The 23,203-nt window shown below is 65.3% G+C and carries 21 protein-coding genes; 7 read left to right on the top strand and 14 right to left on the bottom strand.

Translation table 11 applies throughout. The annotated features are described in order from the left end of the window. The first annotated feature begins 83 nt into the window (after positions 1 to 83). Entirely contained in the window at positions 84 to 1,361 is a 1,278-nt protein-coding gene (locus AC5P6S_RS06720) for an arsenic transporter (protein WP_081284555.1), read from the top strand. 25 nt (positions 1,362 to 1,386) lie between these two features. Here the strand turns inward: AC5P6S_RS06720 and AC5P6S_RS06715 are convergent, their stop codons facing one another. The 5 genes from AC5P6S_RS06715 to AC5P6S_RS06695 form a co-directional block, all read right to left on the bottom strand. Next, positions 1,387 to 2,820 (bottom strand): OprO/OprP family phosphate-selective porin, encoded by a 1,434-nt coding sequence (locus AC5P6S_RS06715; RefSeq protein ID WP_495204533.1) that lies wholly within the window; start codon positions 2,818 to 2,820, stop codon positions 1,387 to 1,389. Between the two features lie 134 nt (positions 2,821 to 2,954). Next, on the bottom strand, positions 2,955 to 3,731 hold the full coding sequence (locus AC5P6S_RS06710; RefSeq protein ID WP_005409726.1) for an ABC transporter permease: 777 nt from the start codon (positions 3,729 to 3,731) through the stop codon (positions 2,955 to 2,957). Then, positions 3,715 to 4,548, bottom strand: a complete 834-nt coding sequence (locus AC5P6S_RS06705) for an ABC transporter ATP-binding protein (RefSeq protein ID WP_005413494.1) — start codon at positions 4,546 to 4,548, stop codon at positions 3,715 to 3,717. The genes AC5P6S_RS06710 and AC5P6S_RS06705 overlap by 17 nt, the downstream gene beginning before the upstream one ends. 14 nt (positions 4,549 to 4,562) lie before the next feature. Continuing rightward, a complete protein-coding gene (locus tag AC5P6S_RS06700; RefSeq protein WP_005409728.1) occupies positions 4,563 to 5,621 on the bottom strand; it encodes an ABC transporter substrate-binding protein in 1,059 nt (352 codons plus the stop codon). A gap of 75 nt (positions 5,622 to 5,696) precedes the next feature. Then, positions 5,697 to 6,818 (bottom strand): 4-oxalomesaconate tautomerase, encoded by a 1,122-nt coding sequence (locus AC5P6S_RS06695; RefSeq protein ID WP_043033423.1) that lies wholly within the window; start codon positions 6,816 to 6,818, stop codon positions 5,697 to 5,699. Positions 6,819 to 6,927: 109 nt separating this feature from the next. On the opposite strand from AC5P6S_RS06695, the gene AC5P6S_RS06690 reads away from it, so the two are divergent. Further along, entirely contained in the window at positions 6,928 to 7,830 is a 903-nt protein-coding gene (locus AC5P6S_RS06690) for a LysR family transcriptional regulator (protein WP_005409730.1), read from the top strand. Between the two features lie 65 nt (positions 7,831 to 7,895). On the opposite strand, the gene AC5P6S_RS06685 is transcribed toward AC5P6S_RS06690, so the two are convergent. From AC5P6S_RS06685 to AC5P6S_RS06675, 3 genes are all read right to left on the bottom strand, one after another. Beyond that, the gene (locus AC5P6S_RS06685; RefSeq protein ID WP_495204532.1) at positions 7,896 to 10,544 is read right to left on the bottom strand and encodes an excinuclease ABC subunit UvrA; all 2,649 of its coding nucleotides are present in this window, start codon (positions 10,542 to 10,544) and stop codon (positions 7,896 to 7,898) included. Between the two features lie 93 nt (positions 10,545 to 10,637). Further along, the gene (locus tag AC5P6S_RS06680) at positions 10,638 to 11,006 is read right to left on the bottom strand and encodes a hypothetical protein (protein ID WP_134946164.1); all 369 of its coding nucleotides are present in this window, start codon (positions 11,004 to 11,006) and stop codon (positions 10,638 to 10,640) included. Positions 11,007 to 11,046: 40 nt separating this feature from the next. Then, the gene (locus AC5P6S_RS06675; protein WP_043033421.1) at positions 11,047 to 11,478 is read right to left on the bottom strand and encodes a BLUF domain-containing protein; all 432 of its coding nucleotides are present in this window, start codon (positions 11,476 to 11,478) and stop codon (positions 11,047 to 11,049) included. Between the two features lie 170 nt (positions 11,479 to 11,648). Between AC5P6S_RS06675 and AC5P6S_RS06670 the strand changes: the two genes are divergently transcribed. Next, complete coding sequence (locus AC5P6S_RS06670) at positions 11,649 to 11,894, top strand: hypothetical protein (protein ID WP_012480318.1); 246 nt, start codon at positions 11,649 to 11,651, stop codon at positions 11,892 to 11,894. Positions 11,895 to 12,286: 392 nt separating this feature from the next. Here the strand turns inward: AC5P6S_RS06670 and AC5P6S_RS06665 are convergent, their stop codons facing one another. Both AC5P6S_RS06665 and AC5P6S_RS06660 read right to left on the bottom strand, forming a co-directional pair. After that, positions 12,287 to 13,156 carry a methylenetetrahydrofolate reductase gene (locus tag AC5P6S_RS06665; protein WP_012480319.1) on the bottom strand — a complete coding sequence of 290 codons (870 nt, stop codon included), beginning with the start codon at positions 13,154 to 13,156 and terminating at the stop codon, positions 12,287 to 12,289. After that, the gene (locus AC5P6S_RS06660; RefSeq protein WP_012480320.1) at positions 13,156 to 14,070 is read right to left on the bottom strand and encodes a LysR family transcriptional regulator; all 915 of its coding nucleotides are present in this window, start codon (positions 14,068 to 14,070) and stop codon (positions 13,156 to 13,158) included. The genes AC5P6S_RS06665 and AC5P6S_RS06660 overlap by 1 nt, the downstream gene beginning before the upstream one ends. Before the next feature lie 75 nt (positions 14,071 to 14,145). On the opposite strand from AC5P6S_RS06660, the gene msuE reads away from it, so the two are divergent. Genes msuE through AC5P6S_RS06645 form a run of 3 tightly spaced genes read left to right on the top strand, consistent with a single transcriptional unit; the run spans position 14,146 to position 16,841 of the window. Further along, complete coding sequence (gene msuE / locus AC5P6S_RS06655; RefSeq protein WP_012480321.1) at positions 14,146 to 14,733, top strand: FMN reductase; 588 nt, start codon at positions 14,146 to 14,148, stop codon at positions 14,731 to 14,733. Between the two features lie 56 nt (positions 14,734 to 14,789). Then, positions 14,790 to 15,767, top strand: a complete 978-nt coding sequence (locus AC5P6S_RS06650) for a DUF1852 domain-containing protein (protein WP_012480322.1) — start codon at positions 14,790 to 14,792, stop codon at positions 15,765 to 15,767. A gap of 39 nt (positions 15,768 to 15,806) precedes the next feature. After that, positions 15,807 to 16,841 (top strand): methionine synthase, encoded by a 1,035-nt coding sequence (locus tag AC5P6S_RS06645; RefSeq protein WP_012480323.1) that lies wholly within the window; start codon positions 15,807 to 15,809, stop codon positions 16,839 to 16,841. Here the strand turns inward: AC5P6S_RS06645 and AC5P6S_RS06640 are convergent. The 4 genes from AC5P6S_RS06640 to AC5P6S_RS06625 form a co-directional block, all read right to left on the bottom strand. After that, positions 16,798 to 17,379 (bottom strand): hypothetical protein, encoded by a 582-nt coding sequence (locus tag AC5P6S_RS06640; protein WP_087802665.1) that lies wholly within the window; start codon positions 17,377 to 17,379, stop codon positions 16,798 to 16,800. The genes AC5P6S_RS06645 and AC5P6S_RS06640 overlap by 44 nt on opposite strands. Positions 17,380 to 17,450: 71 nt before the next feature. Continuing rightward, the gene (locus AC5P6S_RS06635; RefSeq protein ID WP_012480325.1) at positions 17,451 to 18,263 is read right to left on the bottom strand and encodes a S1 family peptidase; all 813 of its coding nucleotides are present in this window, start codon (positions 18,261 to 18,263) and stop codon (positions 17,451 to 17,453) included. Between the two features lie 245 nt (positions 18,264 to 18,508). Beyond that, complete coding sequence (locus tag AC5P6S_RS06630) at positions 18,509 to 19,657, bottom strand: serine hydrolase domain-containing protein (protein WP_043033420.1); 1,149 nt, start codon at positions 19,655 to 19,657, stop codon at positions 18,509 to 18,511. A 127-nt stretch (positions 19,658 to 19,784) separates the two neighbouring features. After that, positions 19,785 to 20,789, bottom strand: coding sequence for an extracellular catalytic domain type 1 short-chain-length polyhydroxyalkanoate depolymerase (locus AC5P6S_RS06625; protein WP_099561366.1), 1,005 nt, complete (start codon positions 20,787 to 20,789; stop codon positions 19,785 to 19,787). A gap of 196 nt (positions 20,790 to 20,985) precedes the next feature. Between AC5P6S_RS06625 and AC5P6S_RS06620 the strand changes: the two genes are divergently transcribed. Further along, on the top strand, positions 20,986 to 23,184 hold the full coding sequence (locus AC5P6S_RS06620) for a TonB-dependent receptor (protein ID WP_235650032.1): 2,199 nt from the start codon (positions 20,986 to 20,988) through the stop codon (positions 23,182 to 23,184). Positions 23,185 to 23,203: the final 19 nt, after the last annotated feature.

Here is a 23,203-nt window from a genome sequence, read left to right as displayed (position 1 = left end):
ATGCCGCAACCCCGGCACTTGCACTGATCGCAGCGGGCGCCTGCACGCCGATCACATGCGCCGGAGAACCGGCGACGCGGTCGATGGACGGCACCGCGCACGCCCCCTACCCCATGCTCGCTTCCCATTCTTCCCTCATCATCTGGATGGCGGTGGCCGTTGCCACTGTCGGCCTGCTGTTCCGTCCGTTCCGCATTCCGGAGTATGTGTGGGCGCTCGGTGCGGCCGCGCTGCTTCCGCTCAGCGGCACTGTGTCGTTCGGCACTACCTGGCACGCAGTCGCCGAGGGCCGCGATGTCTACCTGTTCCTGGTCGGCATGATGGTGCTGGCCGAGCTCGCACGCCGCGAAGGGCTGTTCGACTGGCTGGCGTTGTACGCGGTGCGGCACGCGGGCGGATCCGGGCGACGCCTGTTCGACCTGGTGTTCCTGGTCGGCACGCTGGTAACGGTGTTTCTTTCCAATGATGCGACAGCCGTGGTGCTGACGCCGGCGGTCTACGCGGCCTGCAAGGCGGCCCGGGCCAATCCCCTGCCGTACCTGTTCGTCTGTGCCTTCATCGCCAACGCGGCCAGCTTCGTGTTGCCCATCTCCAACCCGGCCAATCTCGTGGTGTACGGCCAGCACATGCCGCCGCTGCTGCAGTGGCTGGCGCAGTTCGCGCTGCCCTCGCTGGCGGCGATCGGTGCGACCTATCTTGTGCTGCGCTGGGTGCACCGTCGCGAAATCGCACAGCCGCTGGTGGCCGCGCCGGCGCATCGCCCGTTGACCGACGGCGGCCGACTGAGCGCACTGGGCGTGCTGTTCACCGGCACGGTGCTGCTGGTTACGTCCGCCTTGAACGGGCCGCTGGGCCTGACCACCTTCTGCGCGGGCACGCTGAGCGTGGTGGCGCTGGCGATCCGCCAGCGACGCAGCCCGCTGCCGCTGCTACGCCACGTATCCTGGGGGGTGCTGCCGCTGGTGGCGGGGCTGTTCGTGCTGGTGGAAGCGGTAGCGCAGACCGGTGTCATCCAGAGTTCGGCCAGCGCGCTGCAGGCGCTGGCGAAAACGTCGCCGCACCAGGCCAGCTGGCTGGCCGGCGGCGCCGCTGCACTGCTGAGCAACGTGGCCAACAATCTGCCGGTCGGCCTGGCGGCTGGTTCGTTGGGGCAGATGGCGGACCTGCCGGCGCAGACCCGTGCCGCATTGCTGGTCGGCGTGGATCTGGGCCCGAACCTGTCGGTGACCGGCTCGTTGGCCACGATGCTGTGGCTGATGGCGTTGCGTCGCGAAGGCGAGCATGTCAGCGCGCTCGACTTCCTGCGCGTCGGCGCGCTGGTGATGCCACCTGCACTCATCGCAGCGTTGTTGCTGCTGTGACCAGAGTGCAGGCGGCGCCCCTGCCCTAGAAGACCAGCTGCAGGCGGGTATTGAAGGTGGTGCCTTCATCCCTGCCCATTGCGCTGCCGTTGCGGTGACGGGTCTGCCAACGGACGGCTTCGAACATCACGCGACTGAAATCGTTGAGGTACCAGTTCGCGCCCAGGGTCCACGCGTTACCGGTACCACCACTGGGCAGCTCGGCATAGTCCACGTCTTCATAGCGGCCCTTCAGCTCCCAGGCACCGCCGCCGCCGCGCGTCACCGGATCGGCGACCTTCACCTTCCCCCAGGTACCGGCCTTGCCCGAGTACGAAGGCTGGGCGCCCGCCAGGAACCAGCCAGCCGAGATCGCCCACGCCGCGTGGTCGCGATCGTAGCGACCGCCGGCATCGGCCCCGCGCAGGCTTCGCGTACCCCACTCGCCCGTTGCCCACGCCGGGCCGAAGAAGCCGGCCAGTTCCGCACCGTAGGCGGTGCTGCGCTCGGCGCCCAGCAGCGTGCCCGGTGTGATCCTGACCAGATCGTTGAAATGCCCCGCGATAGCCGAACTGCGCACCACGCCGCTGGCCCCGGCGGGAATCTTCTCGTGGAACGCCCATGCGCCCAGATGCAACGTGGCACCAGCGGTGTCCAGCGGATTCCAGTGCACGCGCGTGGCCCAGGTCTGGCTGTCGTTGTCGGTGCCGGCGTTGTTGAGATCGTTGCCGGCCACCGACAGGCTGGCGTGCCAGCCCTTTCCGTACACCCGCTCGGTCAGCCCGACACCGAACAGGCCGCGCTGCGGCAGCATCAACGTGCCGACCACGTTGCGTTCCTGGAACGGCGTGTTGGAGGTGCTGCTGGAGCCATCGATACCGCGATCGTTCAAGCGGTTGCCCATCGTGAGATCGGCCGGCAGGCCGAACAGGGTGTGGTCCAGCGTGGCGTAGACCGACTTCCAGGCCACCGCGTTGTCGGCGAAGTCACCCTCAACCACCCAGCCCAGTGTGCCGTAGCGTCCCTCGGCCCCCAGGCGCACCGAACGGACCTCGGTGCCCGAAACGTTGCGATCACCGACCGCCGAACCGTCCGTACTGGAGGCATCGACGAACAGGCGGCCGCGGGGACGGAACACCGTAGTGCCGTCGGCGCTGCTGAACTCGGGTGCGCCCTTGGCCCAGGAGACCTTGGGCTGCCTGGACTGGCCGGATTCCAGTGCGGCCACCCGCGTTTCCAGCGCGGGCGCGGGCGGCGCGGATAGTGCGGCCGCGGTGCCCTGCCCGCCCTCGACGGCGCGGAGGCGCGCTTCCAATTGCTGGATCTGCAGCGCCTGCTGCTGTACCAGGCGTGACAGCTCGGCCTGGCTCAGTGGCGTGGGCGGGGATGAAACAGACTGGGCGTCGGCGTGGCCACTGACCAACAGCAGGCCGAGCGCGACCGGCAGCGCTGCCAGCGGCAGCACGGTGGAAGGGTTCATGGACTCTCTCTCCGGCCAGCCGGCCCCCTGGCCCGGCGCTGGCCTGTTGCGGTGGTGCGGGGGAAGATCGGGGGAGGAAGCTCGCGCCGCCGGATCGGACCGGCGGCGCGGCAGGCGGGCTCAGCCCGGCCCGGTCAGCTGGTGGCCTGTGCCTGGGCGTTGGGACGCCAGGTGATCAGCTTGTTCTCGACCACGTCCAGCAGGGCGTCGATGACCAGCACGAAGGCGGCCAGGATGATGATGCCGGCGAACACACCCACGGCATTGAAGTTGCCCTCGGCCTGCGCGATCAGGTAACCGAGGCCCGCCGAAGCGCCGAGGTACTCGCCGATGATCGCGCCGACCACGGCAAAGCCGACCGAGGTGCGCAGCGAGGACAGGATCCAGCTGGCCGCTGCCGGGAAGTAGACATGGCGCAGCAGGTCGCTGCGGCTTGCGCCCAGGATGCGGGCATTGGCCAGCACCACCGGGTTCACCTCGCGCACGCCCTGCATGGCGTTGAAGAACGTGGTGAAGAACACCAGCGTGACCGCCAGCGCCACCTTCGACCACAGGCCCAGCCCCAGCCACAACACGAAAATCGGCGCCAGCACTACGCGCGGAATCGCGTTGAAGCCTTTGATGAAGGGATCCAGGATGCGCGCCGAGCGCCGGCTCAGGCCCAGCCAGACACCGCCGGCCACGCCCAGGCCGGTGCCGATGATGTAGCCCAGTGCGGTTTCGGTCAGCGTGATGTACACATGTTGGTAGAACGAGGTATCGGACAACCAGGTCCAGGCCTGCTGCACGATGGCCGTCGGCGAGGGGAAGAAGAACGGATCGATCACGCCGAGCGCGATGCCACCTTCCCAGCCACCGAACACGGCGACTACCAGCGCGAGCTGGATGAACTTGTCAGTCTTGGCGTGCATAGCTCTTCTCCACTTCGCCGCGCAGGCAGGCCCAGATGTCGCGGTACAGGTCGGTGAAACGGTCATCCAGCTTGATCTCGGCCACATTGCGCGGCCGTTCCAGATCCACGTCGAAACTGCGCACCACGCGGCTCGCCGGGCCGGAGGACAGCACCACCACGCGGTCACCCAGCGCGATTGCTTCTTCCAGGTCATGGGTAATCAGGATCACCGAGCGGCGATCCTCCTGCCACAGGCGCAGCAGCTCGTTCTGCATCAGGTGGCGGGTGTGGATGTCCAGCGCCGAGAACGGCTCGTCCATCAGGATCACCTTCGGCTCGACGATCAGCGCCTGCGCCATCTGCACACGCTTGCGCTGGCCACCGGACAACTGGTGCGGATAGCGATGCTCGAAACCGGCCAGGCCGACCTTGGCCAGCCACGCGTTGGCTTTGGCCTTGCGTTCGGCTTCGGGCACGCCGCGGAAGCGCAGGCCCAGCTCGACGTTCTGGAAAGCTGTCTTCCACGGCAGCAGGGCGTCCTGCTGGAACAGGTAGCCGACCGACTCCTGCACGCCGCTGACCGTGCGGCCATCGATGGCCACGTCGCCCGAGGATGGCTTCAGCAGGCCCGCCACGGAATTGAGGATGGTGCTCTTGCCGCAGCCGGTGGGCCCGACGATGGCGAGGAACTCGCCGTCACCCACCTGGATGTCGACATCGCGAACGGCGGTGAACTCGCCGAAGGACATGGTCACCTTGTTGATGGCGACCATGGTCTGTGCAGGCTCCAGCTGCGGCGCGCCGTTGAGTTGGCGCACGGTGGCATTGAGGGCCATGGGGTTACCTCCGCTTACGGTTGGGCAGCCGGCGCCGCAGCGTTGGCACGCTCGACGAAGGCATTGGTGTAGGTCCTGGACAGATCGATGTTGGCCTTGGCCACATCGGTATTGAACTCACGCAGCACCTTCAACGGCGTCTCCAGGTCGGCCGGGGTGAAGCGTCCATCGCGGGTGAAGATCGCGCGCGCGTTCTCCACCGCGCGGGCATAGGTGGCGCGGTCGCCGGAGACGTAGCTGTCCGGCAGCGCGGCAACGATCTCCTCGGCACTGTTGTCGGCGATGAACTTCAGCGCCATCTGTTCGGCACGGGCGATCTTCTCGGCCGCTTCGGGGCGCTTGTCCAGGAAGCTCTGGTTGGCGTACATCACCGAGGTCGGGTACAGCCCGCCATAGACCTGGCGGGCGCCTTCGTCGCTGCGCGCGTCAAGGATGATCTTCCCGACCTTGCGCTCGGTGATCAGGGTTGCAGCCGGATCGTAGTTGACCAGCAGGTCGATCTTGCCCTGCTCGAGCGCGGCGACTGCAGCAGCGCCCGAGCCGACGCCGATCAGCGAAATGCTGTCGGCCGGAATATCGTGCTGCGCCAGGAAGTGGCGGACGAAGAAGTCGGACGAGGAGCCCGGGGCCGTGATGCCGACCTTCTGGCCCTTGATGGTGTCCGGGCGGGCCGGATCGAAGGTGGCATCCTCGCGGCCGGCCATCACCAGGCCCGAATTGCGCGAAAGCAGCACGAAGGCGACCACATCCTTGCCCTTGGCCTGCATCTGGATGGTGTGGTCGTAGAAACCGACCGCCACGTCGGTGGAATTCGCCACCAGGGCCTGCAGCACCTTCGAGCCACCCTGGGCGAAGTTCTCGGTTTTTACGTCCAGGCCGACGTCCTTGAAGTAGCCCTTGGCATCGGCAATGAAGAACGGAAGGTTATTGAGGTTGTAGGAGCCGACGCTGATGCGCACGGGTGCATCGTCACCGGTGCCGGTGGATGCGCCTTCCGCGCGCCCGCTGTTGCTGCAACCGGCCGCGGCCAGGCCGGCCGCGCACAGCGCGGCCATGAAGAACTGCTTGTACATCATCCCTCCCAGGAGTGAAGCATCTACGTTGTAATGGCAGGCATGCGCGTCTGCGCCGGCCCTGCCGGGTTCAGATCATGCCGCTGACGTCCATTGGCGGGCTTGGGTGGAACTGGCCATGGCAGGCGCTGGCGTTGTCGCAAACACGCGACCTTCGAACAGTCGGCGTGCGGTGCGGACCACGCTGGCAATCACCGGTGCGTCATCCGAGCTGCGACTGAGGCCCACCTGCAGGTCCCCGCTCGGATGTTCGAGGGTAATGCTGCCGGGAACGGACAGGCACCCGACCAAAGTGTGGGCCAGCGTGCCCGGCGTGACGGCGGCGGTAGCCAGGCCGACCGCACCGGTGATCGCCAGTGCGGTGTGGCATTGGTGCGGCATGAAGTAACGCACCTGCAGATCGCCGCCGTGTTGCGGCGCCGACAGCAGCACCGGCTTGGGAATGACCTTGTTGCCGGCGTCGGCGATGCCCATGCGGGCACCTGCCTCGATGCGCAGCGCTTCCAGCCGGCGCATGAACGCCGCGTCCGCGTTCAGTTCGGCGGGCGAAGCATCACCACGCACGCCCAGGTCTTCGGCACGCACCAGCATCATCGGCATGGCGCAGTCCACCAGGCTGACGGGCATGCCGTTGATGCTTTCCTGCGCGTGGCCGCTGGGCAGCAGCTTGCCGGTGCGGGCGCCTGCGGCATCGAGGAAGGAAAGCCTGACCGGCGCGGCCGAGCCCGGTGCGCCGGCAATGCGCGTATCACCGCGGTAGACCACATGGCCGCCCGGCGTTTCCACCGTGGCGATGATCAGCTTGCCGGTGTTGACGTTGTGGATGCGCACCTCGGTCTGCGGATCCTGAGCCTGCACCAGCCCCCGCTCGATGGCATACGGGCCCACCGCCGCCAGCATGTTGCCGCAGTTGGGGGATGTGTCCACCACCTGCTGCTCCACCCGTACCTGGGCGAACAGATAGTCCACGTCGGCGTCTGCCCGGCTGGATCGGTCGATGATGGCCACCTTGCTGGTCAGCGCGTTGCCGCCACCGATGCCATCGATCTGCAGCGGATGGCCCGACCCCATTACTTCCACCAGCAGGCGATCGCGTTCAGCAATGTCCGCCGGAAGATCGCTGGCCAGGAAGAACGGGCCCTTGGATGTACCACCGCGCATGAGTACGCAGGGAATGCTGAGCAGATCGTTGGACATACGTGTGCTAGATTGATGCGTATAGGGGATGAATAACCCCTCTGTGATTCGATACTGGCATGGCCCCAATTGATCTGTGAATTGCTGATTTTTTGATGATTGATACCCAATGAGCATCAATTGCGAAATCCTGGATCTACGCGCATTCCTTCTGGTGTCGGAGACGCGCAGCTTCCACCGCGCCGCGGAGATCCTGCACGTCTCCCAGCCGGCACTCAGCCGACGGATACAGAAGCTGGAGCAGGCTGTGGGTTCGCCACTGTTGGAGCGCACCACGCGCAGCGTCAGCACCACCGCCGTCGGCGAGAACCTGCTGCCGCTGGTGCGTCGCATGCTGGAGGAATTCGATGGATCACTGTTCTCACTGCGGGGCAGGGACGATACGCGGGGCGCTACCGTCACCATCGCCTGCCTGCCCACGGCGGCGTTCTACTTCCTGCCCAGCGTGATGGCGCGTTTCCACGAAGCGCATCCCAACGTGCGCTTCCGGATCCTGGATATCCCGGCCACCGAAGGCCTGCAGGCGGTAGAGCGTGGCGAAGTCGAGTTCGGCATCAACTTCATGGGCGCCAACGATCCGAATCTCGATTTCGACGTGCTGGCCGAAGATCCCTTCGTGCTGGCCTGCCGACGCGATCATCCGCTGGCCCGCAAGCGCAAGGTTGAATGGGCCGATCTGGCCGAGCACCAGCTGATCACCGTGCATCGCACCAGCGGCAACCGCACGCTGCTGGATGGTGCCCTGGCGCGCGAGAACCTCAAGCTGAGCTGGCACTACGAAGTGACCCACCTGTCGACGTCACTGGGCATGGTCGAGGCCGGCATCGGCGTGTCGGTCCTGCCGAAAATGGCCACGCCGGACGGGGATCATCCGACCCTGGTGACGCGCACGATTGGTAACCCCGTGGTGTCGCGCACGATCGGGATCGTCCGTCGCCGGGGCGCCCTGCTCTCGCCTACTGCGGAACGCTTTCTGCAGATGTTGATGAGCCAGTGGCGCGGGGAGACCTGAGCATCGTTTGCTGGACAGGCCGCCCCCGGATCTGGCCGAGGGTGATGGCCGGGCATGGCTCGGCCCTACAGAGGAGCCAGCTCGCGCGCAAGGAAAGGCGCTGTCCTGCTTCCCCGCGCGCGGGCCACCTGTTGCGGCGTTCCCTTCGCCACGATGGTGCCACCCGCGCTGCCTGCGCCCGGCCCGACGTCAATCACCCAGTCCGCCTGGGCGACCGCCCGCATGTCATGCTCGATCATCACCACCGTATTTCCTGCGTCGACCAGCCGCTGCAGCTGAACCAGCAGCCTGTCCGCATCCGACGCGTGCAGGCCGGTGGTGGGTTCGTCCAGCACGTAAAGCGTGCGCCCGCGCTGGCTGCGCTGCAGTTCAGTGGCCAGCTTGATGCGCTGGGCCTCGCCGCCTGAAAGCTCCGTGGCCGGCTGGCCCAGCCTCAGGTAACCCAGGCCGATGTCCTGCAGCAGCTGCAACGGCCGGGCAATCACCTCTTCCGCCATGAAGAATGCATGCGCCTGGTCCACGGTCATCTGCAGGACCTCGGCGATGTTGCGGTCATTCCATAGCACCTTCAGCGTGGCCTCGTTGTAGCGGGCGCCGTGGCAGGTGGGGCATGGGGCATAGACGCTGGGCATGAACAGCAGTTCGACACTCACGAAACCCTCGCCTTCGCAGGTTTCGCATCGGCCCTTGGCTACGTTGAACGAGAAACGACCCGCATCGAAGCGACGACGACGTGCGGCGGGCGTCGCCGCGAACAGTTTGCGCACGTGATCGAACAGCCCGGTATAGGTGGCCAGGTTGGAGCGTGGCGTGCGGCCGATCGGCTTCTGGTCGACCTGCACGACCCGCTGGATGGCGTCCACATCACCGGCCAACTGGCCTCGCGTCGTTTCGATTACGGTAGGCCCGTCGGTCGGCGAGGCCTCGGCGCCATCGTCCGCAGGTTCATGCCCCAGATGCAGCAGCATCAGCTCTGGCAGCGCCTGAGCCACCAGGCTGGACTTGCCCGAGCCGGAAATGCCGGTCACTGCCGTCAGCAATCCCAGCGGCACCTGCGCGTCCACTCCCTGCAGGTTGTGGCGATGGATGCCCTGCAGTTCCAGCCAGTGGGTGGCGGTGCGCTGCCGCCGGGTGGGCGCGGGTACCTGGTCGAACAGATACAGTGCCGTGCGCGACTCCTGCACCTGGCGCAGGCCATCGGGCTCGCCGCTGTAGAGCACGCGCCCGCCCCGCTCACCGGCCTCCGGGCCCACATCCACCAGCCACTGCGCGCGGCGCATCAGCTCCAGATCGTGCTCGACCACGAACACCGAGTTGCCACCATCACGCAGCCGGTCCAACGCGTCGTACAGCGCCTGGCTGTCGGCGGGATGCAGTCCGGCCGAAGGCTCGTCGAGCACGTACAGCACACCAAACAGCAACGAGCTGAGCTGCGTGGCCAGCCGCAGGCGCTGCAGTTCGCCGGCGGACAGCGTGGGCGTGGCGCGGTCCAGCGAGAGATAGCCCAGGCCAAGCTCGCGCAGTTGCCGTACCCGCCCCATGACCCCGCCCGCCAGCCGCTGTGCGGCCAGCCGCTTCTCTTCGGACAGGGCCGAGGTCAGGCGCACGTCGGGGGCGCCCTCGTGCGTCGCGCGGCCACTCGCGGCGCGCCGGGCACGATCGCGGGGTGTCGCATGCCTGCTGATAGGTGCACCCTTGCTGTGTGCGCCGAAATCACCTTCCGCGATGGGCTCCAGCAGATCCGCCAGTTGATCCAGGGGCAACCGCATGAACTCACCGATATCCACGCCCGCGAAGGTGACCGAGAGCGCTTCCGGCTTCAGGCGCTTTCCGTGGCAGACCGGGCACAGCTTGCCTTCCATGTAGCGGGAAACCCGTTTGCGCATCAGCGCGCTCTGGGTGTTGGCGAAGGTATGCAGCACATAGCGACGCGCGCCGGTGTATGTACCCATGTAGCTCGGCTCGAGCTTTCGCTTGAGCGCAGCCCGGGTCTCGGCAGGCGTGAAGCCTGCATAGACCGGCACGGTGGGCGTTTCCTCCGTGAACAGGATCCACTCCCGATCCTTCTTCGGCAGCTTCTTCCACGGTACGTCGATGTCGTAGCCGAGCGTGACCAGGATGTCGCGCAGGTTCTGGCCATGCCAGGCCGGCGGCCAGGAGGCGATGGCGCGCTCGCGGATGCTCAGCGACGGATCCGGCACCATCAAGGCTTCCGTCACCTCGTAGACGTGCCCCAGCCCGTGACAGGTGCTGCAGGCGCCCTGCGGGGTATTGGGCGAAAAGTCCTCGGCGTAAAGCATCGGCTGGTTGGCCGGGTACGCACCTGCACGCGAATACATCATGCGCACCAGGCTGGACAGCGTAGTGACGCTGCCCACCGATGAGCGCGCGTTGCTGGCGCCGCGCTGCTGTTGCAGGGCCACTGCCGGCGGCAACCCGTCGATGGCGTCCACATCAGGCACGCCGGCCTGGTCGATCAGGCGCCGTGCATACGGCGCAACCGACTCAAAGTAGCGCCGCTGCGCCTCCGCGAAGATCGTGCCGAACGCCAGCGATGACTTGCCGGAGCCCGAAACACCGGAAAACACCACCAATGCGTTGCGCGGGATGGAGACGTCGACATTCCTGAGGTTGTGCTCGCGCGCGCCGCGCACCTCGACGCAACCGCTGGCAGCGGCGGCACATGACGATTCACCAAAGGGGGGCTTGGACATCTTCGCGATCCTGCAGGCAGTGAGCGGCGCGCGTAGGGGCGCGCCCGATAGTGCATTTTCGCTGTTGTGGAGTGAATGCGGGTGATGGCGTGGTCACGCCATGGTGCGCCGATACAACTGATCGAGCGTAGCCGTGCGAACCAGGCGGCCGCGATTGTAGAAATGCAGCACCGGCTCGCTCAACGTCACGTCAGCCGGAACCAGGTTCATGCCTTCGCAGCCGACCACGACCGAGCCCCATCGTCCGACGGGAACAACCCGCGATGCCATCCGGGTATCAGCGAGGCATCCTGGCCCGATTCCTGTGGCATTACCCGCGTTGAATTGACGGCTGGATCCGAATCGGTACAGAGATTCCGCGCGGGGGGAGCATGCCGTGAACCTCTCCGGCGGCAGCAGCGGGGCATCGGCAAGCGCCGGGCCCGCAGCAAATGCGGCGATGAGCGTGATGAAAGCCTTCATGTCGCTGCACATCCCAAGGGAGCGGCCGCCGAACCGCAAACTAAGCGGCGTGCACGTAGGGCTCAACCGCGGCGGCCAGCACATCGATACCCCACGCAGAACCCGCAATCTCCTCGGGCTGGCTTCTCTTGAAGCGTGACCAGTCGGCCCTGGCAAGCCTGCCGACCAGAAGCTGGTCGGCAGGAAGCTGGTGCATCGACCAATAGGGGAACTGCCGGGTAGAGACACGTCCCCGGGCCAGCTCCACCACATCCGTGTGGCTGGTCGATTGCAGCACCCGCTCGTAAACGCTGGCCACCCCATCTTCCGGCCCTTCGAAGTACTGCACGAATCGCGTGCCGTCATGCAGCAGCACGCCTGTCACCCCTGCAAGCTTGTTGAACCTCGCGGCATCGGTGACGAGTGCTTCCAGGCGGTCAATCGAAAGGCCTTCAACGGCCTGGCTTGCGTATACAACGGCCCGGATGGGCATGGACTTCGCCTTGAATGCAGGGCCACGTCGGCACCTATTCACACTCTAGCACCCGGCGCAAGTCCGGGCCGTGATGCGTATTCTTAATTCTTCAGAATACGGTTCGCGCCTAGCAGCGCGACAGGCGGCATGATGAAGGCCCCCATACGTTCAGGGCTTTATTCATCTTCATGCGCGACATCGGACAGTTCTATGTAAACAGCGTCGAAGGAGTGGCGCGTGAGGATGGCACCCTGCTGCAGGTCACCCGGATCGATTGTTCCTGCCTGAAGTGTTCAAGGCAGTTCCGCGCCATTCCTGATCATGGCCTCGTCGATCTCAACGGCGCTGCTTCGCTCAGTTGCCCAGGCTGTGGCAACCACCAGTCCGTCAGCCGGGCGCGGCTGGAGGAGTTCGTGCTGCGTAGTGATGCATGAGCTGAAGCGCGCCGTTTCTCGACACTGTGCCAACCCTGTCGACACCTTCGCCTCGCATCTTCCCGTAGTGCACCCACAACGGCGTTCCAATGAGTCATACCGGCCTATTCAAGATCAGGGACCTCACCTACACGCCAGGCGCGGAGGGCGACCTGGCCCGTGCCCTGCAGATCGAAGCCACCTGCACGGCCTGCGGCGCAACCAGCGTCTGGGGCGAGCAGGAAATGGAGCATGTGCGAGGAGGAACCGTGCTTGCGTGCCGGGCGTGCGGTACGCGCCAGGCCATCAGCAATGCGGGCCTGATCAGTACCCCGTCAGGGATACGCCACCGCCGGGGCTGAGCGGGGCGGCACCGGGTCATGCGCTGCCCGGCAGGCACGATTGATGGCCTGTCAGCGGCGGGCAACCGATGGCAGCGCCCGATGCTGGTTGATCCAGTCCAACGACTGGGCAATTCCACCGAACGGAAAGAAGTGCGGGCTGACCAACCCGTGGGCATCAGTCAAACCGCCCGCCAGACGGTCCACGAACACCTCCGGGCCCGCGCTGCCCAGCAACCGGCCGATCGAGATGCCATACCGGGACAGCATCAATGCACTGGCCCCCACCCCGCACATTGCGGCGTAGCGTACCAACCGCGCGATGCTTGCCGGGCCCGGCACGCCAACGAGCACCGGAACGTGGATGCCACGGGCGCGCAGCGCGTGCAACCAGGCCAGGACGATGTCGGCATCGAAGGCGAACTGCGTGATGATCATTGGCGCCATGCCGCGCGCTTCGATGGACTGGCACTTGTGTTCCAGTACCTGCCAGCACGCGTCACTGCCCAGGACCGGATGGCCATCGGGGTGACCGCCGATGGCGACGACCTTGATACCGGCCCTCTCCAGAAGGCCGCTCTCGATGATCGAAGCGCTGTCAGCAAACGGTCCGGCGGGCGTGGCCAGGTCGCCGGCGATCACCAAGCACTGGGCGACACCTGCCTCGTTGGCGGCACGCTGCAGGAAGCGCTCAAGCACCGCACGCGACCCGATGCGCCGCGCCGAGAGATGCGGCATCGGCTCGAAGCCCAGTTCACGCACCCTGCGCGCCGCTGCCAGGCGTGCGTCGTCGTCCTCGCTGGCCAGCCAGGGAATGGAGATCGTGGTGCCACGCGGAATGCGGGTGGCTTCGGCACCCAGCGCCGGCATGGCCCTGGCGCTCACCTCCAGCGAAAAAGCATCAAGGAAGGCCTGCACCCGCAGCGACGTAGGCGCGGACATCACGCGCCCACGCCTGCATTGCTGGCCAGGGGCGAACTGTTCCGCGCCAGTTCGATGAAGGCCTGCAGGTAGTCGATGCTGGTATCGGCTTCGCGCGCACCCAGATAGATCTGCTTGGGAATGCCCTTCGCACCGAGGCGCACCGGCACCACGTCCATGCGGGTGGCGTACTCTTCCACCAGCCAGCGCGGCATGGCGGCCACGCCACGACCGCTGGCCACCATCTGCATCATGATGTCGGTGGTTTCAATGGCCTTGTGCCGTCGCGGCGTAATGCCGGCCGGCAGCAGGAACTGGTTGTAGATGTCCAGGCGCTCGAACGGCACCGGATAGCTGATCAGCACTTCCTGGCCGAGCTGGCGCGGCTTCACGTAATCCACCTTGGCCAGGGCGTGGTTGCTGGCCACCACCAGCACCTGCTCGTAGTCGAACACGGGAATGAACTTGAGGCCTGGCTTGAGCAGTGGATCGGGGGTAACCAGCAGATCGATCTCGTAGCCGAACAGCGCGCCGATGCCGCCGAACTGGAACTTCTGCTTGACGTCCACATCCACATCCGGCCACGCGGCCAGGTACGGCGAGACGATCTTCAGCAGCCACTGGTAGCAGGGATGGCATTCCATGCCGATGCGCAGCGCGCCGCGCTCGCCCTGTGCGAACTGGCCCAACCGCTCCTCGGCCAGATCCAGCTGCGGCAGCACGCGGTTGGCGACGGCCAGCAGGTATTGCCCGGCCTGGGTCAGGCGCAGGCTGCGGCCTTCGCGCAGCCATACATCAGTGCCCAGCTGCTGTTCCAGCTTCTTCATGCTGTGGCTCAGGGCCGACTGGGTCAGGTTCAGTACGCCGGCGGCCGCGGTAAGCGAGCCCTGCTGCTCGACCTGCTGCACGATGCTGAGGTGGATCCGCTCCAGCATGACGATGAATCCTGCTCATGGATAGGTGAAGTAATACCATTTTACGTCATGGAAGGGCATGGCTAGCATCGGGTCATGCTTTCACCTGCCCGCCCCCTTCGAATCGTCGCCGTGTCCGGCGGATTGCAGCGCCCCTCCAAGGCCGCCACCCTGGCCGAGCATCTGATGGGCCTGATCGGCGAGGACATCCACAGCGAGCAGCACCTGGTCGAACTGGGCGAACTGGCCCCGCAGCTGGCCGGTGCGCTCTGGCGTTCGCAGTTGCCCGACACCGTGGAACGCCAGTTGACCACCGTCGAGCAGGCCGATGTGCTGGTGGTGAGCACGCCGGTCTATCGCGGCTCGTACACAGGGCTGTTCAAGCATTTCTTCGACTTCGTCCACCAGGACGCACTGGTCGACACCCCCATCCTGCTGGCCGCGACCGGCGGCAGCGAGCGCCACTCGCTGGTGATCGACCATCAGCTGCGCCCGCTCTTCAGCTTCTTCCAGGCGCGCACCCTGCCGCTGGGCGTCTACGCCACCGACCGGGATTTCGCCGACGGTCGCGTGCACAACGACGCCCTGGTCGAGCGCGCACGGCTGGCGGTGCGGCGGGCCATGCCGCTGCTGGACCTGCCTCGCCAGCGCCTTGCCGACCTGGAAGCGGCCGCAGCACTTTGAATGCCGGATGCCCTCGCCCGCATCCGGATGTCACCCCGCACTACGGAACGCCACCCATGACGACCGACACCTTCACCTTCAGCATCACGCAGATCCCCTTCAACGAGGATTACCAGCCTGCCGACGGGACGCGCATCACCACCAATTTCGCCAACCTTGCCCGCGGCGCGTCCCGCCAGGAAAACCTGCGCAACACGATCAGCATGATCAACAACCGCTTCAACGATCTGGCGCACTGGGACAACCCCAGCGCGGATCGCTACGCGGTCGAGCTGGACATCATCTCGGTGGAGATGCACATCGGCAGCAGCGGTGGCGGTGATCCGTTCCCGCTGATCGAGGTGCTGCGCCCGACCATCGTCGACACCCGCACCGGCGCGCGCATCGAAGGCATCGTCGGCAACAATTTCTCGTCCTACGTGCGCGACTACGATTTCAGCGTGGTGCTGCCGGCCAGCAACGAAGGGAAGGCCACCTTTGGCATCCCGGAGGGCTTTGGCGACCTGCATGGCAAGTTGTTCAAGCATTTCCTGGAGTCCGAGGCCTACCGCGCCAACTTCAGCAAGGGGCCGGTAATCTGCATCAGCGTATCCAGCAGCAAGACCTATCACCGCACCGAGAACCACCACCCGATCCTGGGCGTGGAATACCGCCAGGGCGAGTTCTCTCCCACTGACCAGTACTTCGACAAGATGGGCCTGCAGGTGCGCTACTTCATGCCGCCGGGCAGCGTCGCACCGCTGGCGTTCTACTTCCAGGGCGACCTGCTGGGCGACTACTCGAACCTGGAGCTGATCGGCACCATCAGCACGATGGAGGCCTTCCAGAAGATCTACCGCCCGGAGATCTACAACGCCAATTCCGTGGCCGGCAAGGTCTACCAGCCCAGCCTGAAGCACCAGGATTACTCCTCCACCCGCATCGTCTACGACCGCGAAGAGCGCAGCCAGCTGGCGGTCAAGCAGGGCCGGTTTACCGAAGAACACTTCATCAAGCCGTACCGCGCCGTGCTTGAGCAGTGGGCTGCCCGCTGATCCATTGATTCCCCATTCGCCCCCAGGAAACCAGACGCAATGTCGACGAAGAAACTGCTTCCCACCTCCACCGCAGGCAGCCTGCCCAAGCCCTCCTGGCTGGCCGAGCCCGAGAAGCTCTGGTCACCCTGGAAGCTGCAGGACGACGGCCTGACTGAAGGCAAGCAGGATGCACTGCGCCTGTCCCTGCAGGAGCAGCAGCACGCCGGCATCGACATCGTCAGCGACGGCGAACAGACCCGGCAGCACTTCGTCACCACTTTCATCGAGCACCTCAGCGGCGTCGATTTCGAGAAGCGCGAAACGGTCCGCATCCGCAACCGCTACGATGCCAGCGTGCCGACCGTGGTCGGCGCCGTGAGCCGTCCGAAGCCGGTGTTCGTCGAGGATGCGAAGTTCCTGCGCCGCCAGACCACGCAGCCGATCAAGTGGGCCCTGCCCGGCCCGATGACCATGATCGATACGCTGTACGACGCGCACTACAAGAGCCGCGAAAAGCTGGCCTGGGAGTTCGCGAAGATCCTCAACGAGGAAGCGAAGGAGCTGGAAGCCGCTGGCGTCGACATCATCCAGTTCGATGAGCCGGCCTTCAACGTGTTCTTCGACGAAGTGAACGACTGGGGCGTGGCCGCGCTGGAGCGTGCGGTTGAGGGCCTGAAGTGCCAGACGGCGGTGCACATCTGCTACGGCTATGGCATCAAGGCCAACACCGACTGGAAGCAGACACTGGGCTCGGAATGGCGGCAGTATGAAGAATCGTTCCCCAAGCTGCAGACCTCCAGCATCGATATCATCTCGCTGGAATGCCAGAACTCGCACGTGCCGATCGACCTGATCGAACTGGTGCGCGGCAAGACGGTGATGGTGGGCGCCATCGACGTGGCCTCCAATACGGTGGAAACGCCGGAAGACGTGGCCAACACGCTGCGCAGGGCGCTGCAGTTCGTGGATGCCGACAAACTCTACCCAAGCACCAACTGCGGCATGGCGCCGCTTGCACGGGAAGTGGCACGCGGCAAGCTGCGCGCGCTCAGCGAAGGGGCCAGGATCGTGCGTGAGGAGCTTTCGGCGTAACCCTGGCTGGGGAGGTGTTCCCGTTTCGGTGCGGCGAGGATGGATTCTGGCCGGGCACAGACCAGGTTCCACCTCGTCCCTGCACCTCGGGCCTGGCGGCCATCACGCGCGGCCGTGGCGCCAGCGCTTCCTTGATCCGCCCCATCTCGCTTGCGCCGGCCTCGGCCAGGCGCCGGGCCTGCTGCCGCTGCGTCCGGGTCAGTGGCGGCGCGAACACGGCGCCCGGTTCGGGTGCACTCTGCACCAGTCGGGCGACGGCGTCACGCAGTGGCAGTTGTGGGCAGAGCCGCGCCGCGCACCAGCGCTCGGCGTAGCGCTTCGCCTGGCGGGCGCTGGCGACGGACACGACCTTGCTCTGTGACATCCTGCGTGCGTCCAGTTTCAGGCGGAACCCGAGCACGGCATGCGGCACGATACTGGCCACCGAACGGCCGTTCCACCACAGATCCCAGCGCTCGCCGCTCTGCACCCAGCCGGACGGCCGGGTGACGATCATGAAATCTGGACGGTGAAATGATGAGCCCATGATGGGAAGCATACGAACGCTCGTCGCACCGGCTGAGATCAGGGTAACGCCCCCCTGCACTGCTACGCCTCCACGAAAAGCAATCAATGTGACGCGTCACGGCTGATGCTTTCGATCCAGTCGATGTAGCGCGATACGCGAACGTTGTAGACCACCTGGCCATAGAACCCCGCCTCGAGCGCATGCTCTGGAACCGCAGTGATCCACGAACCAAGCCCCACCAGCTGCGGCGTTCCGTGATCATCAATCACCAGCGGACCGCCGCTGTCACCGTTGCCGAGAACCCCCTCCAGCGGCAGGGCCTGCGGTGGCGGATCGAACCGGTACCAGAGATACCGTTCGTTGCCGCCGGTAATCGCGTTGAATGCCCGCCGCAGGGTCGTGCGATGCGGGCCGCCCGGCACCAGCCCTACGACGCCATTGCCGGTAGCCCCCTTTCCTATCAGGGCCGCGATCTGCGCGACTTCGGCAGCACCGCGATAGAGCGCTACGGGCTGTACATCCTTTACAGCAGTCGCAAGCCTGATCAGTGCGATGTCATCCGATGCTGCCAGGAACGCGTGGATCCTGGAGGGATTTCCTGTCGCCAGCGCCTCCTTGCCCAGGGCCTCCGGCATTCTTCTGAAACCGGGATGCACAAAGACGCGCTCGACCGCATAGGCGCGTCCATTGATGGAGATGGATTCTTCCATCCCTTCCATGGGTGCCGCATGCGCTGCGGTCAGTACCCAGCGCGGGGCGATGAGAACGCCATGTCCTTCACCCGGCATGTCAGCCAGCGCCGGGAAGACAGAGGCATCGATCTGATACCGGGCGTCGTCAACGTCATCACGGATGACCACGGCACCGGCAGTGAACGGGAGCGCAGCAAGCGCCAGGAAAAGCCAGCGGTTCATGGGGTCGTCATCCCTGCGGTCGATCGCTATAGCCTAGCCGAGGGCATTGCCGCGGCGCAGACCATGCGACCAACGATGATATCCAGCGACGAACGCCAGGAATGCGAGCGCAAAGCCCTGCGGCCGACAGCCGCCGGGGCCGAGCAGTCTGTCCAGATCGGTTCCAGGCTTGTCCGACACGTCGTCCTGCGAAGCCACATTGGTCCACGGACCGGGCCGCGTGGGCCCGAGCCTCAGCGGGAGGTTCAACGCGCCGCGATTCTCCCGACCAGGGTATCGATCGCCGCCTCCATGGCACGCGCGGTCCGGTCGCCGCTCTGGTTGGTGATCACGAAGATGCCCAGATCGTGCTCCGGCATGATGTAGATGTAGCACTGCGAGCGTGGAACGCCACCGTGGTGGGCGTAATAGACACCCTTCTGGCGATCGCCAGCGACGATGTTCCAGAAATAGCCAATGCTGAACTCGTCGTCGAATCTGGCCAGAGTGCGATGCGATTCCTGCACCACCGGGCCGTTGGCCAGCTGGAACTGAAGGTATTTCACCATGTCGGGCACTGTTGCCTTGACGTTGCCGGAAGCGCCCCATGGCAACTGTGGCATCGGCGAGGTCGGCACCGGATTGTCGCTGTGGTAGCCGATGGCAAGACGGTCTTTTTCCGCATTCCCCAGCTTGATCCCGATGCTGGTCATTGCTGCGGCATCGCTGAAGAAGCCACGCAGCAATGACGTGTAGTCGGTCTTGTAGACGCCTTCCAGAATGTGGGCCGTCAGCTCCGTCCCAGCACTGGAGTAGGCGTACTCTTTCCCGGGCATCCGTGGGATCCGCACGGCGTGCAGATCCCGCAGGAAATCCGGCTTGCCGTAATGCGCATAGAGGGCACTGAGTTCACCGGGCACGCGGTGATCGGTGAAGTCCTCCAACACGGTGTTCGCCCGCTCCGGCAGCATGTTCGGCAGGCCACTGGTGTGTGACAGCAGGTGACGGACCCGTATGGGCTGGCCCTGGTACTGCAGGTTCGGATAGTCGCCCTGCAGGTAGCTGCGAACGTCATCCTCCAGGCCCACCCTGCCCTCAAGCACCGCACGGGCCATCAACGTGCCCGCCAGGGTCTTGCTCAGCGAGCCGATCTCATACAGCGTTGCGTCGGTCGGAACATCGGGCTTGCCGGCTACCATCTCGCCGCGGTGACGGATGAAGGTCTTGCCCCGGTACACCACGCCGATGGAGGCCGAGTGCAGCAAAGGCTGTTCAATCAGGGCATGGGCCGCCTCGTCGACCGCCGCCCCCACATCGTTCGGCGGTGCCTTCCTGCCCTCGCAGCCGACGGCAAGGAGCACTGCGGATAGCACGACGGCATTGAGCCATTGCCGGTTTCGGGCAGTCGTTGACATGGATTGCATGCGCCGGCGCTTGAAGGTCGTGGGAACGGGCGCTCACGATAATCGATTGCCATGAGCGGCTGAAGGTGCCATCCGGCACCTTCAGTCCCGCCCCTCCCTGGAGGCCCCCTGCCCCCCGTCAGCGCTGGTAGTCCTTCAGGAACAACCAGGTGATCAGCGTGGCGTCCGGCCCCTTCGGGTCGGTGAATGGCAGGCCCGACTGGCTGCCGCTCCAGGCATGCCCCATGTCCTGCACCACGTAGTGCTGGACCAGCGTCCTGCCACCGTAGGCGTAGGTGTCGACGGTATACGCGCGGCCGGCCGGCACCTGTCCGTGATAGGTGCTGGTCGGCACGTACTTCACCGAGTCGTTGTCCAGGCCGTCGTCGGCCAGGTCATTGGTCTGCAGGAACTGGCGCACGGCCTGCTGGCCGTTCACCGGATTGACGGTGAGATCGGCGCTGCCATGGAACACCAGCACCGGCAGCGGTCGCGGCGACGGCGAACCCGAGCACTGCCACGCCAGACGGCCATTGCTGTCCGGCGAATAGATGCTGCCGGCCAGCAATGCATAGGCGCTGCCGGAAATCGTGGTCGCGCCCTTGAACATGCCACCGGAGTGGATGGCACCGGCAGCGAACACATCCGAATAGCAGGCCAGCATGATCGAGGTCATCGCACCACCTGCCGAAATGCCGGTGACATAGACCCGGCGCGGATCCACGCTGTAGTCCGCTTTCACTTTGTCCACGATGCCGGCCAGGATCGACGCTTCGCCGCTGTCGCGGGCCTGGTTGATCGGCAGCTGCCAGTTCCAGCAGCGGGCCGGATTGGAGGTGACGTTCTGCCGGGGGTAGACCACGATGAACCCTTCGGTGTCGGCCACATCATTGAAGCCTGACGCCTCCCCCATCAGGTTGGGCCCGTTGACGCAGCCGTGCAGCACCAGCAGCAACGGTAGCGGCTGCTGGTCGTCGTAGCCCGCCGGCACCCACACCTGGTACTCGCGGGCGCCGAACAGATTGCCGTACAGGCCAACGTCCCAATGCCCGGCCGGGCCTGCGGCGAGGGCACTGCCCGCCATCACCAGCCAACTGCACAGCACCAGCAATACAACCTTGATCGAATCGATTCCGGATTTCATGGCCAGATCCTCATGCGTGAGTCGTGGATGAAGTGGTACCGGGACGCGCTTCCGGCTGGGGGCGCGCCCAGTATCCGCATCCAGTGGCCGCTGCCGACTGGACCTAGGTCCACTCGCCGCTGCGTGATGACACCGCTAGCCTTGGCTGCAGGATGGCAATGGGCCATCTGCAAGCAGCTGCCTGGGGGATGACCGAATGAAACGGAATTGCCTGAGTCTCATGATCGGCGCATTGCTGGCCTCCGGGCCGGTACTGGCACAGGAAACGCCCCAGGCCACGCCGACGGCGGCCAGCACTGCATCACCCACCAACCTGGACAGCATCAAGGTCACCGCGCGCAAGCGCGAGGAAACCCTGCAGGAGGTCCCGGTAGCGGTTACCGCATTTACCTCCGAAGCGCTGGACAAGATGAATGTCCAGGACATCAGCGACCTGGATGCGCAGGTGCCCAACCTGACCATCTACGCCGCCCGCGGCGCCAGCAGCACGGTCACCGCCTACATCCGTGGCATCGGCCAGTCCGATCCCACCTGGGGCGCCGATCCGGGTGTTGGCATCTACTTGGATGACGTCTACATCGCACGTCCGCAGGGCGCGCTGCTGGACGTTTTCGACGTCTCGCGCATCGAGGTGCTGCGCGGCCCGCAGGGCACGCTCTACGGCAAGAACACCATCGGCGGCGCGATCAAGTACATCTCGCGCGGCCTGCCGACCCAGACCGAGGGCTTCGCCCAGATCACCGTGGGCAACGACAGCCAGCTGGATGCGAAGGCGGCCATCGGCGGCCCGATCGGCGGTGCCGACAGTGGCCTGCGCGCCCGTGTGGCGGTGGCCAGCATGAACCACGACGGGTTTGGCGAGAACACCTTCAACGGCCAGCCGGTCAGCGACAAGCAGATCAACGCGGCACGCCTGAACCTGGGCGCGTATGCGGGCGACGACTTCGACGTGCAGTTCGCACTGGACTGGATCGACGATCAGTCCGGCATGCGCGGCTCGAAGATGCTGGCACCCAATCCGTTCCTGCGCGCCTACCCGCCGATGGACAGCCGCTATGACATCCGCTCGGGCATGCGCAACCTCAACAACGTGGAGAGCAAGGGCGCCTCGGCCACGGTGAACTGGCGACCGAACGAAGACATCGCTGTGAAGTATGTGGTGGCCAAGCGTGAGTCGGACAGCGAGGCCAACATCGACTTCGACACCACGCCGATCAAGCTGGCCGACGTGGGTGGCACCTACCACGACGACCAGGTCAGCAACGAAGTGCAGTTGAACTACGATGCCGGCGGCCGGGTGCGCGGTGTGGTCGGCCTGTACCAGTTCAGTGGCGAGGCTGGCGGGCAGATCCAGAACAACTATTTCAGTGCCCAGTTCGCCGACAACCAGGGCAAGGTGCTGACCGACAGCATCGCGCTGTATGCGGACTGGACCTTCGACCTGACCAGCAGACTGAAGCTCGATGTCGGCGCCCGCTACACCGACGAGGACAAGCGCGCGATCGTGCTGAACCGCCTCTACGCCGACCCGGGCTTCAGCCGGCCGGTGGCGGTGACCGCCGATTTCGACAAGAAGACCAATTTCAGGAACGTCTCGCCCAAGGTCTCGCTGGACTACCAGATCACTCCGGACATCATGGTTTACGGGCTGGCGACGCGTGGCTTCAAGTCCGGCGGCTACAACATCCGCGCCAACGCGGTGGCGGTACCGCGCTCGGCGGAGCCGTTCGATGACGAGACCGTGGACAGCTATGAGGTCGGCAGCAAGATGGCCTTCCTCGACCAGCGCCTGTTCCTGAACCTGTCAGCGTTCTACAACAAGTACAAGGACATCCAGCTGTCGGTGTTCACCGGCCTGGATACCAATGGCGATGGCATCGATGATTCCTTCTTCGGTGATTTCACCAATGCCGGCGCCGGTACCGTCAAAGGCCTGGAAGTCGAGTATCAGTACCTGCCCAGCCAGCACTGGCTGATTTCCGGCAACCTGGCCTGGCTGGACACGAAGTACGATGAGTACATCGACCGCGGCGTCAACGTGGCCAGGCAGATGAAGTTCACCAATGCCCCGGAGTTCTCCGGTGCGTTCAACGTGGAATACCGCACCGACCTGGCCAACGGCAGCAACCTGTCGGCACGGGTGAGCTACAGCTACCAGAGCGAAGTGTGGCCGACCACCGACCTCAGCCCGGTGATCCGCCAGCAGGGTTACGGGCTGGTCAATGCCGGCGTCATCTGGCGCCTGGATGATGCGTGGACCTTCTCGCTGCAGGGCACCAACCTGGCCGACAAGGAATACCGCACTACTGGCTACAACATTCCTGCAGTCGGCACGCTGATTGGCTTCTATGGTCCGCCGCGCCAATATGGCCTCAGCGTCCGTTACGATTTCTAGCGCATCCGTTACGATCTTC

This window comes from Stenotrophomonas sp. YJH_SMC_119 (assembly GCF_059368315.1).
Note: the sequence above shows the minus strand (reverse complement) of the source record. Positions and strands in the feature narration are given on the sequence as shown.

Coding starts and splice junctions, on each gene's coding strand:
- AC5P6S_RS06720 (WP_081284555.1), top strand. CDS start 84: ATGGACGGCACCGCGCACGCCCCCTACCCCATGCTCGCTTCCCATTCT.
- AC5P6S_RS06715 (WP_495204533.1), bottom strand. CDS start 2,820: ATGAACCCTTCCACCGTGCTGCCGCTGGCAGCGCTGCCGGTCGCGCTC.
- AC5P6S_RS06710 (WP_005409726.1), bottom strand. CDS start 3,731: ATGCACGCCAAGACTGACAAGTTCATCCAGCTCGCGCTGGTAGTCGCC.
- AC5P6S_RS06705 (WP_005413494.1), bottom strand. CDS start 4,548: ATGGCCCTCAATGCCACCGTGCGCCAACTCAACGGCGCGCCGCAGCTG.
- AC5P6S_RS06700 (WP_005409728.1), bottom strand. CDS start 5,621: ATGTACAAGCAGTTCTTCATGGCCGCGCTGTGCGCGGCCGGCCTGGCC.
- AC5P6S_RS06695 (WP_043033423.1), bottom strand. CDS start 6,818: ATGTCCAACGATCTGCTCAGCATTCCCTGCGTACTCATGCGCGGTGGT.
- AC5P6S_RS06690 (WP_005409730.1), top strand. CDS start 6,928: ATGAGCATCAATTGCGAAATCCTGGATCTACGCGCATTCCTTCTGGTG.
- AC5P6S_RS06685 (WP_495204532.1), bottom strand. CDS start 10,544: ATGTCCAAGCCCCCCTTTGGTGAATCGTCATGTGCCGCCGCTGCCAGC.
- AC5P6S_RS06680 (WP_134946164.1), bottom strand. CDS start 11,006: ATGAAGGCTTTCATCACGCTCATCGCCGCATTTGCTGCGGGCCCGGCG.
- AC5P6S_RS06675 (WP_043033421.1), bottom strand. CDS start 11,478: ATGCCCATCCGGGCCGTTGTATACGCAAGCCAGGCCGTTGAAGGCCTT.
- AC5P6S_RS06670 (WP_012480318.1), top strand. CDS start 11,649: ATGCGCGACATCGGACAGTTCTATGTAAACAGCGTCGAAGGAGTGGCG.
- AC5P6S_RS06665 (WP_012480319.1), bottom strand. CDS start 13,156: ATGTCCGCGCCTACGTCGCTGCGGGTGCAGGCCTTCCTTGATGCTTTT.
- AC5P6S_RS06660 (WP_012480320.1), bottom strand. CDS start 14,070: ATGCTGGAGCGGATCCACCTCAGCATCGTGCAGCAGGTCGAGCAGCAG.
- msuE (WP_012480321.1), top strand. CDS start 14,146: ATGCTTTCACCTGCCCGCCCCCTTCGAATCGTCGCCGTGTCCGGCGGA.
- AC5P6S_RS06650 (WP_012480322.1), top strand. CDS start 14,790: ATGACGACCGACACCTTCACCTTCAGCATCACGCAGATCCCCTTCAAC.
- AC5P6S_RS06645 (WP_012480323.1), top strand. CDS start 15,807: ATGTCGACGAAGAAACTGCTTCCCACCTCCACCGCAGGCAGCCTGCCC.
- AC5P6S_RS06640 (WP_087802665.1), bottom strand. CDS start 17,379: ATGCTTCCCATCATGGGCTCATCATTTCACCGTCCAGATTTCATGATC.
- AC5P6S_RS06635 (WP_012480325.1), bottom strand. CDS start 18,263: ATGAACCGCTGGCTTTTCCTGGCGCTTGCTGCGCTCCCGTTCACTGCC.
- AC5P6S_RS06630 (WP_043033420.1), bottom strand. CDS start 19,657: ATGTCAACGACTGCCCGAAACCGGCAATGGCTCAATGCCGTCGTGCTA.
- AC5P6S_RS06625 (WP_099561366.1), bottom strand. CDS start 20,789: ATGAAATCCGGAATCGATTCGATCAAGGTTGTATTGCTGGTGCTGTGC.
- AC5P6S_RS06620 (WP_235650032.1), top strand. CDS start 20,986: ATGAAACGGAATTGCCTGAGTCTCATGATCGGCGCATTGCTGGCCTCC.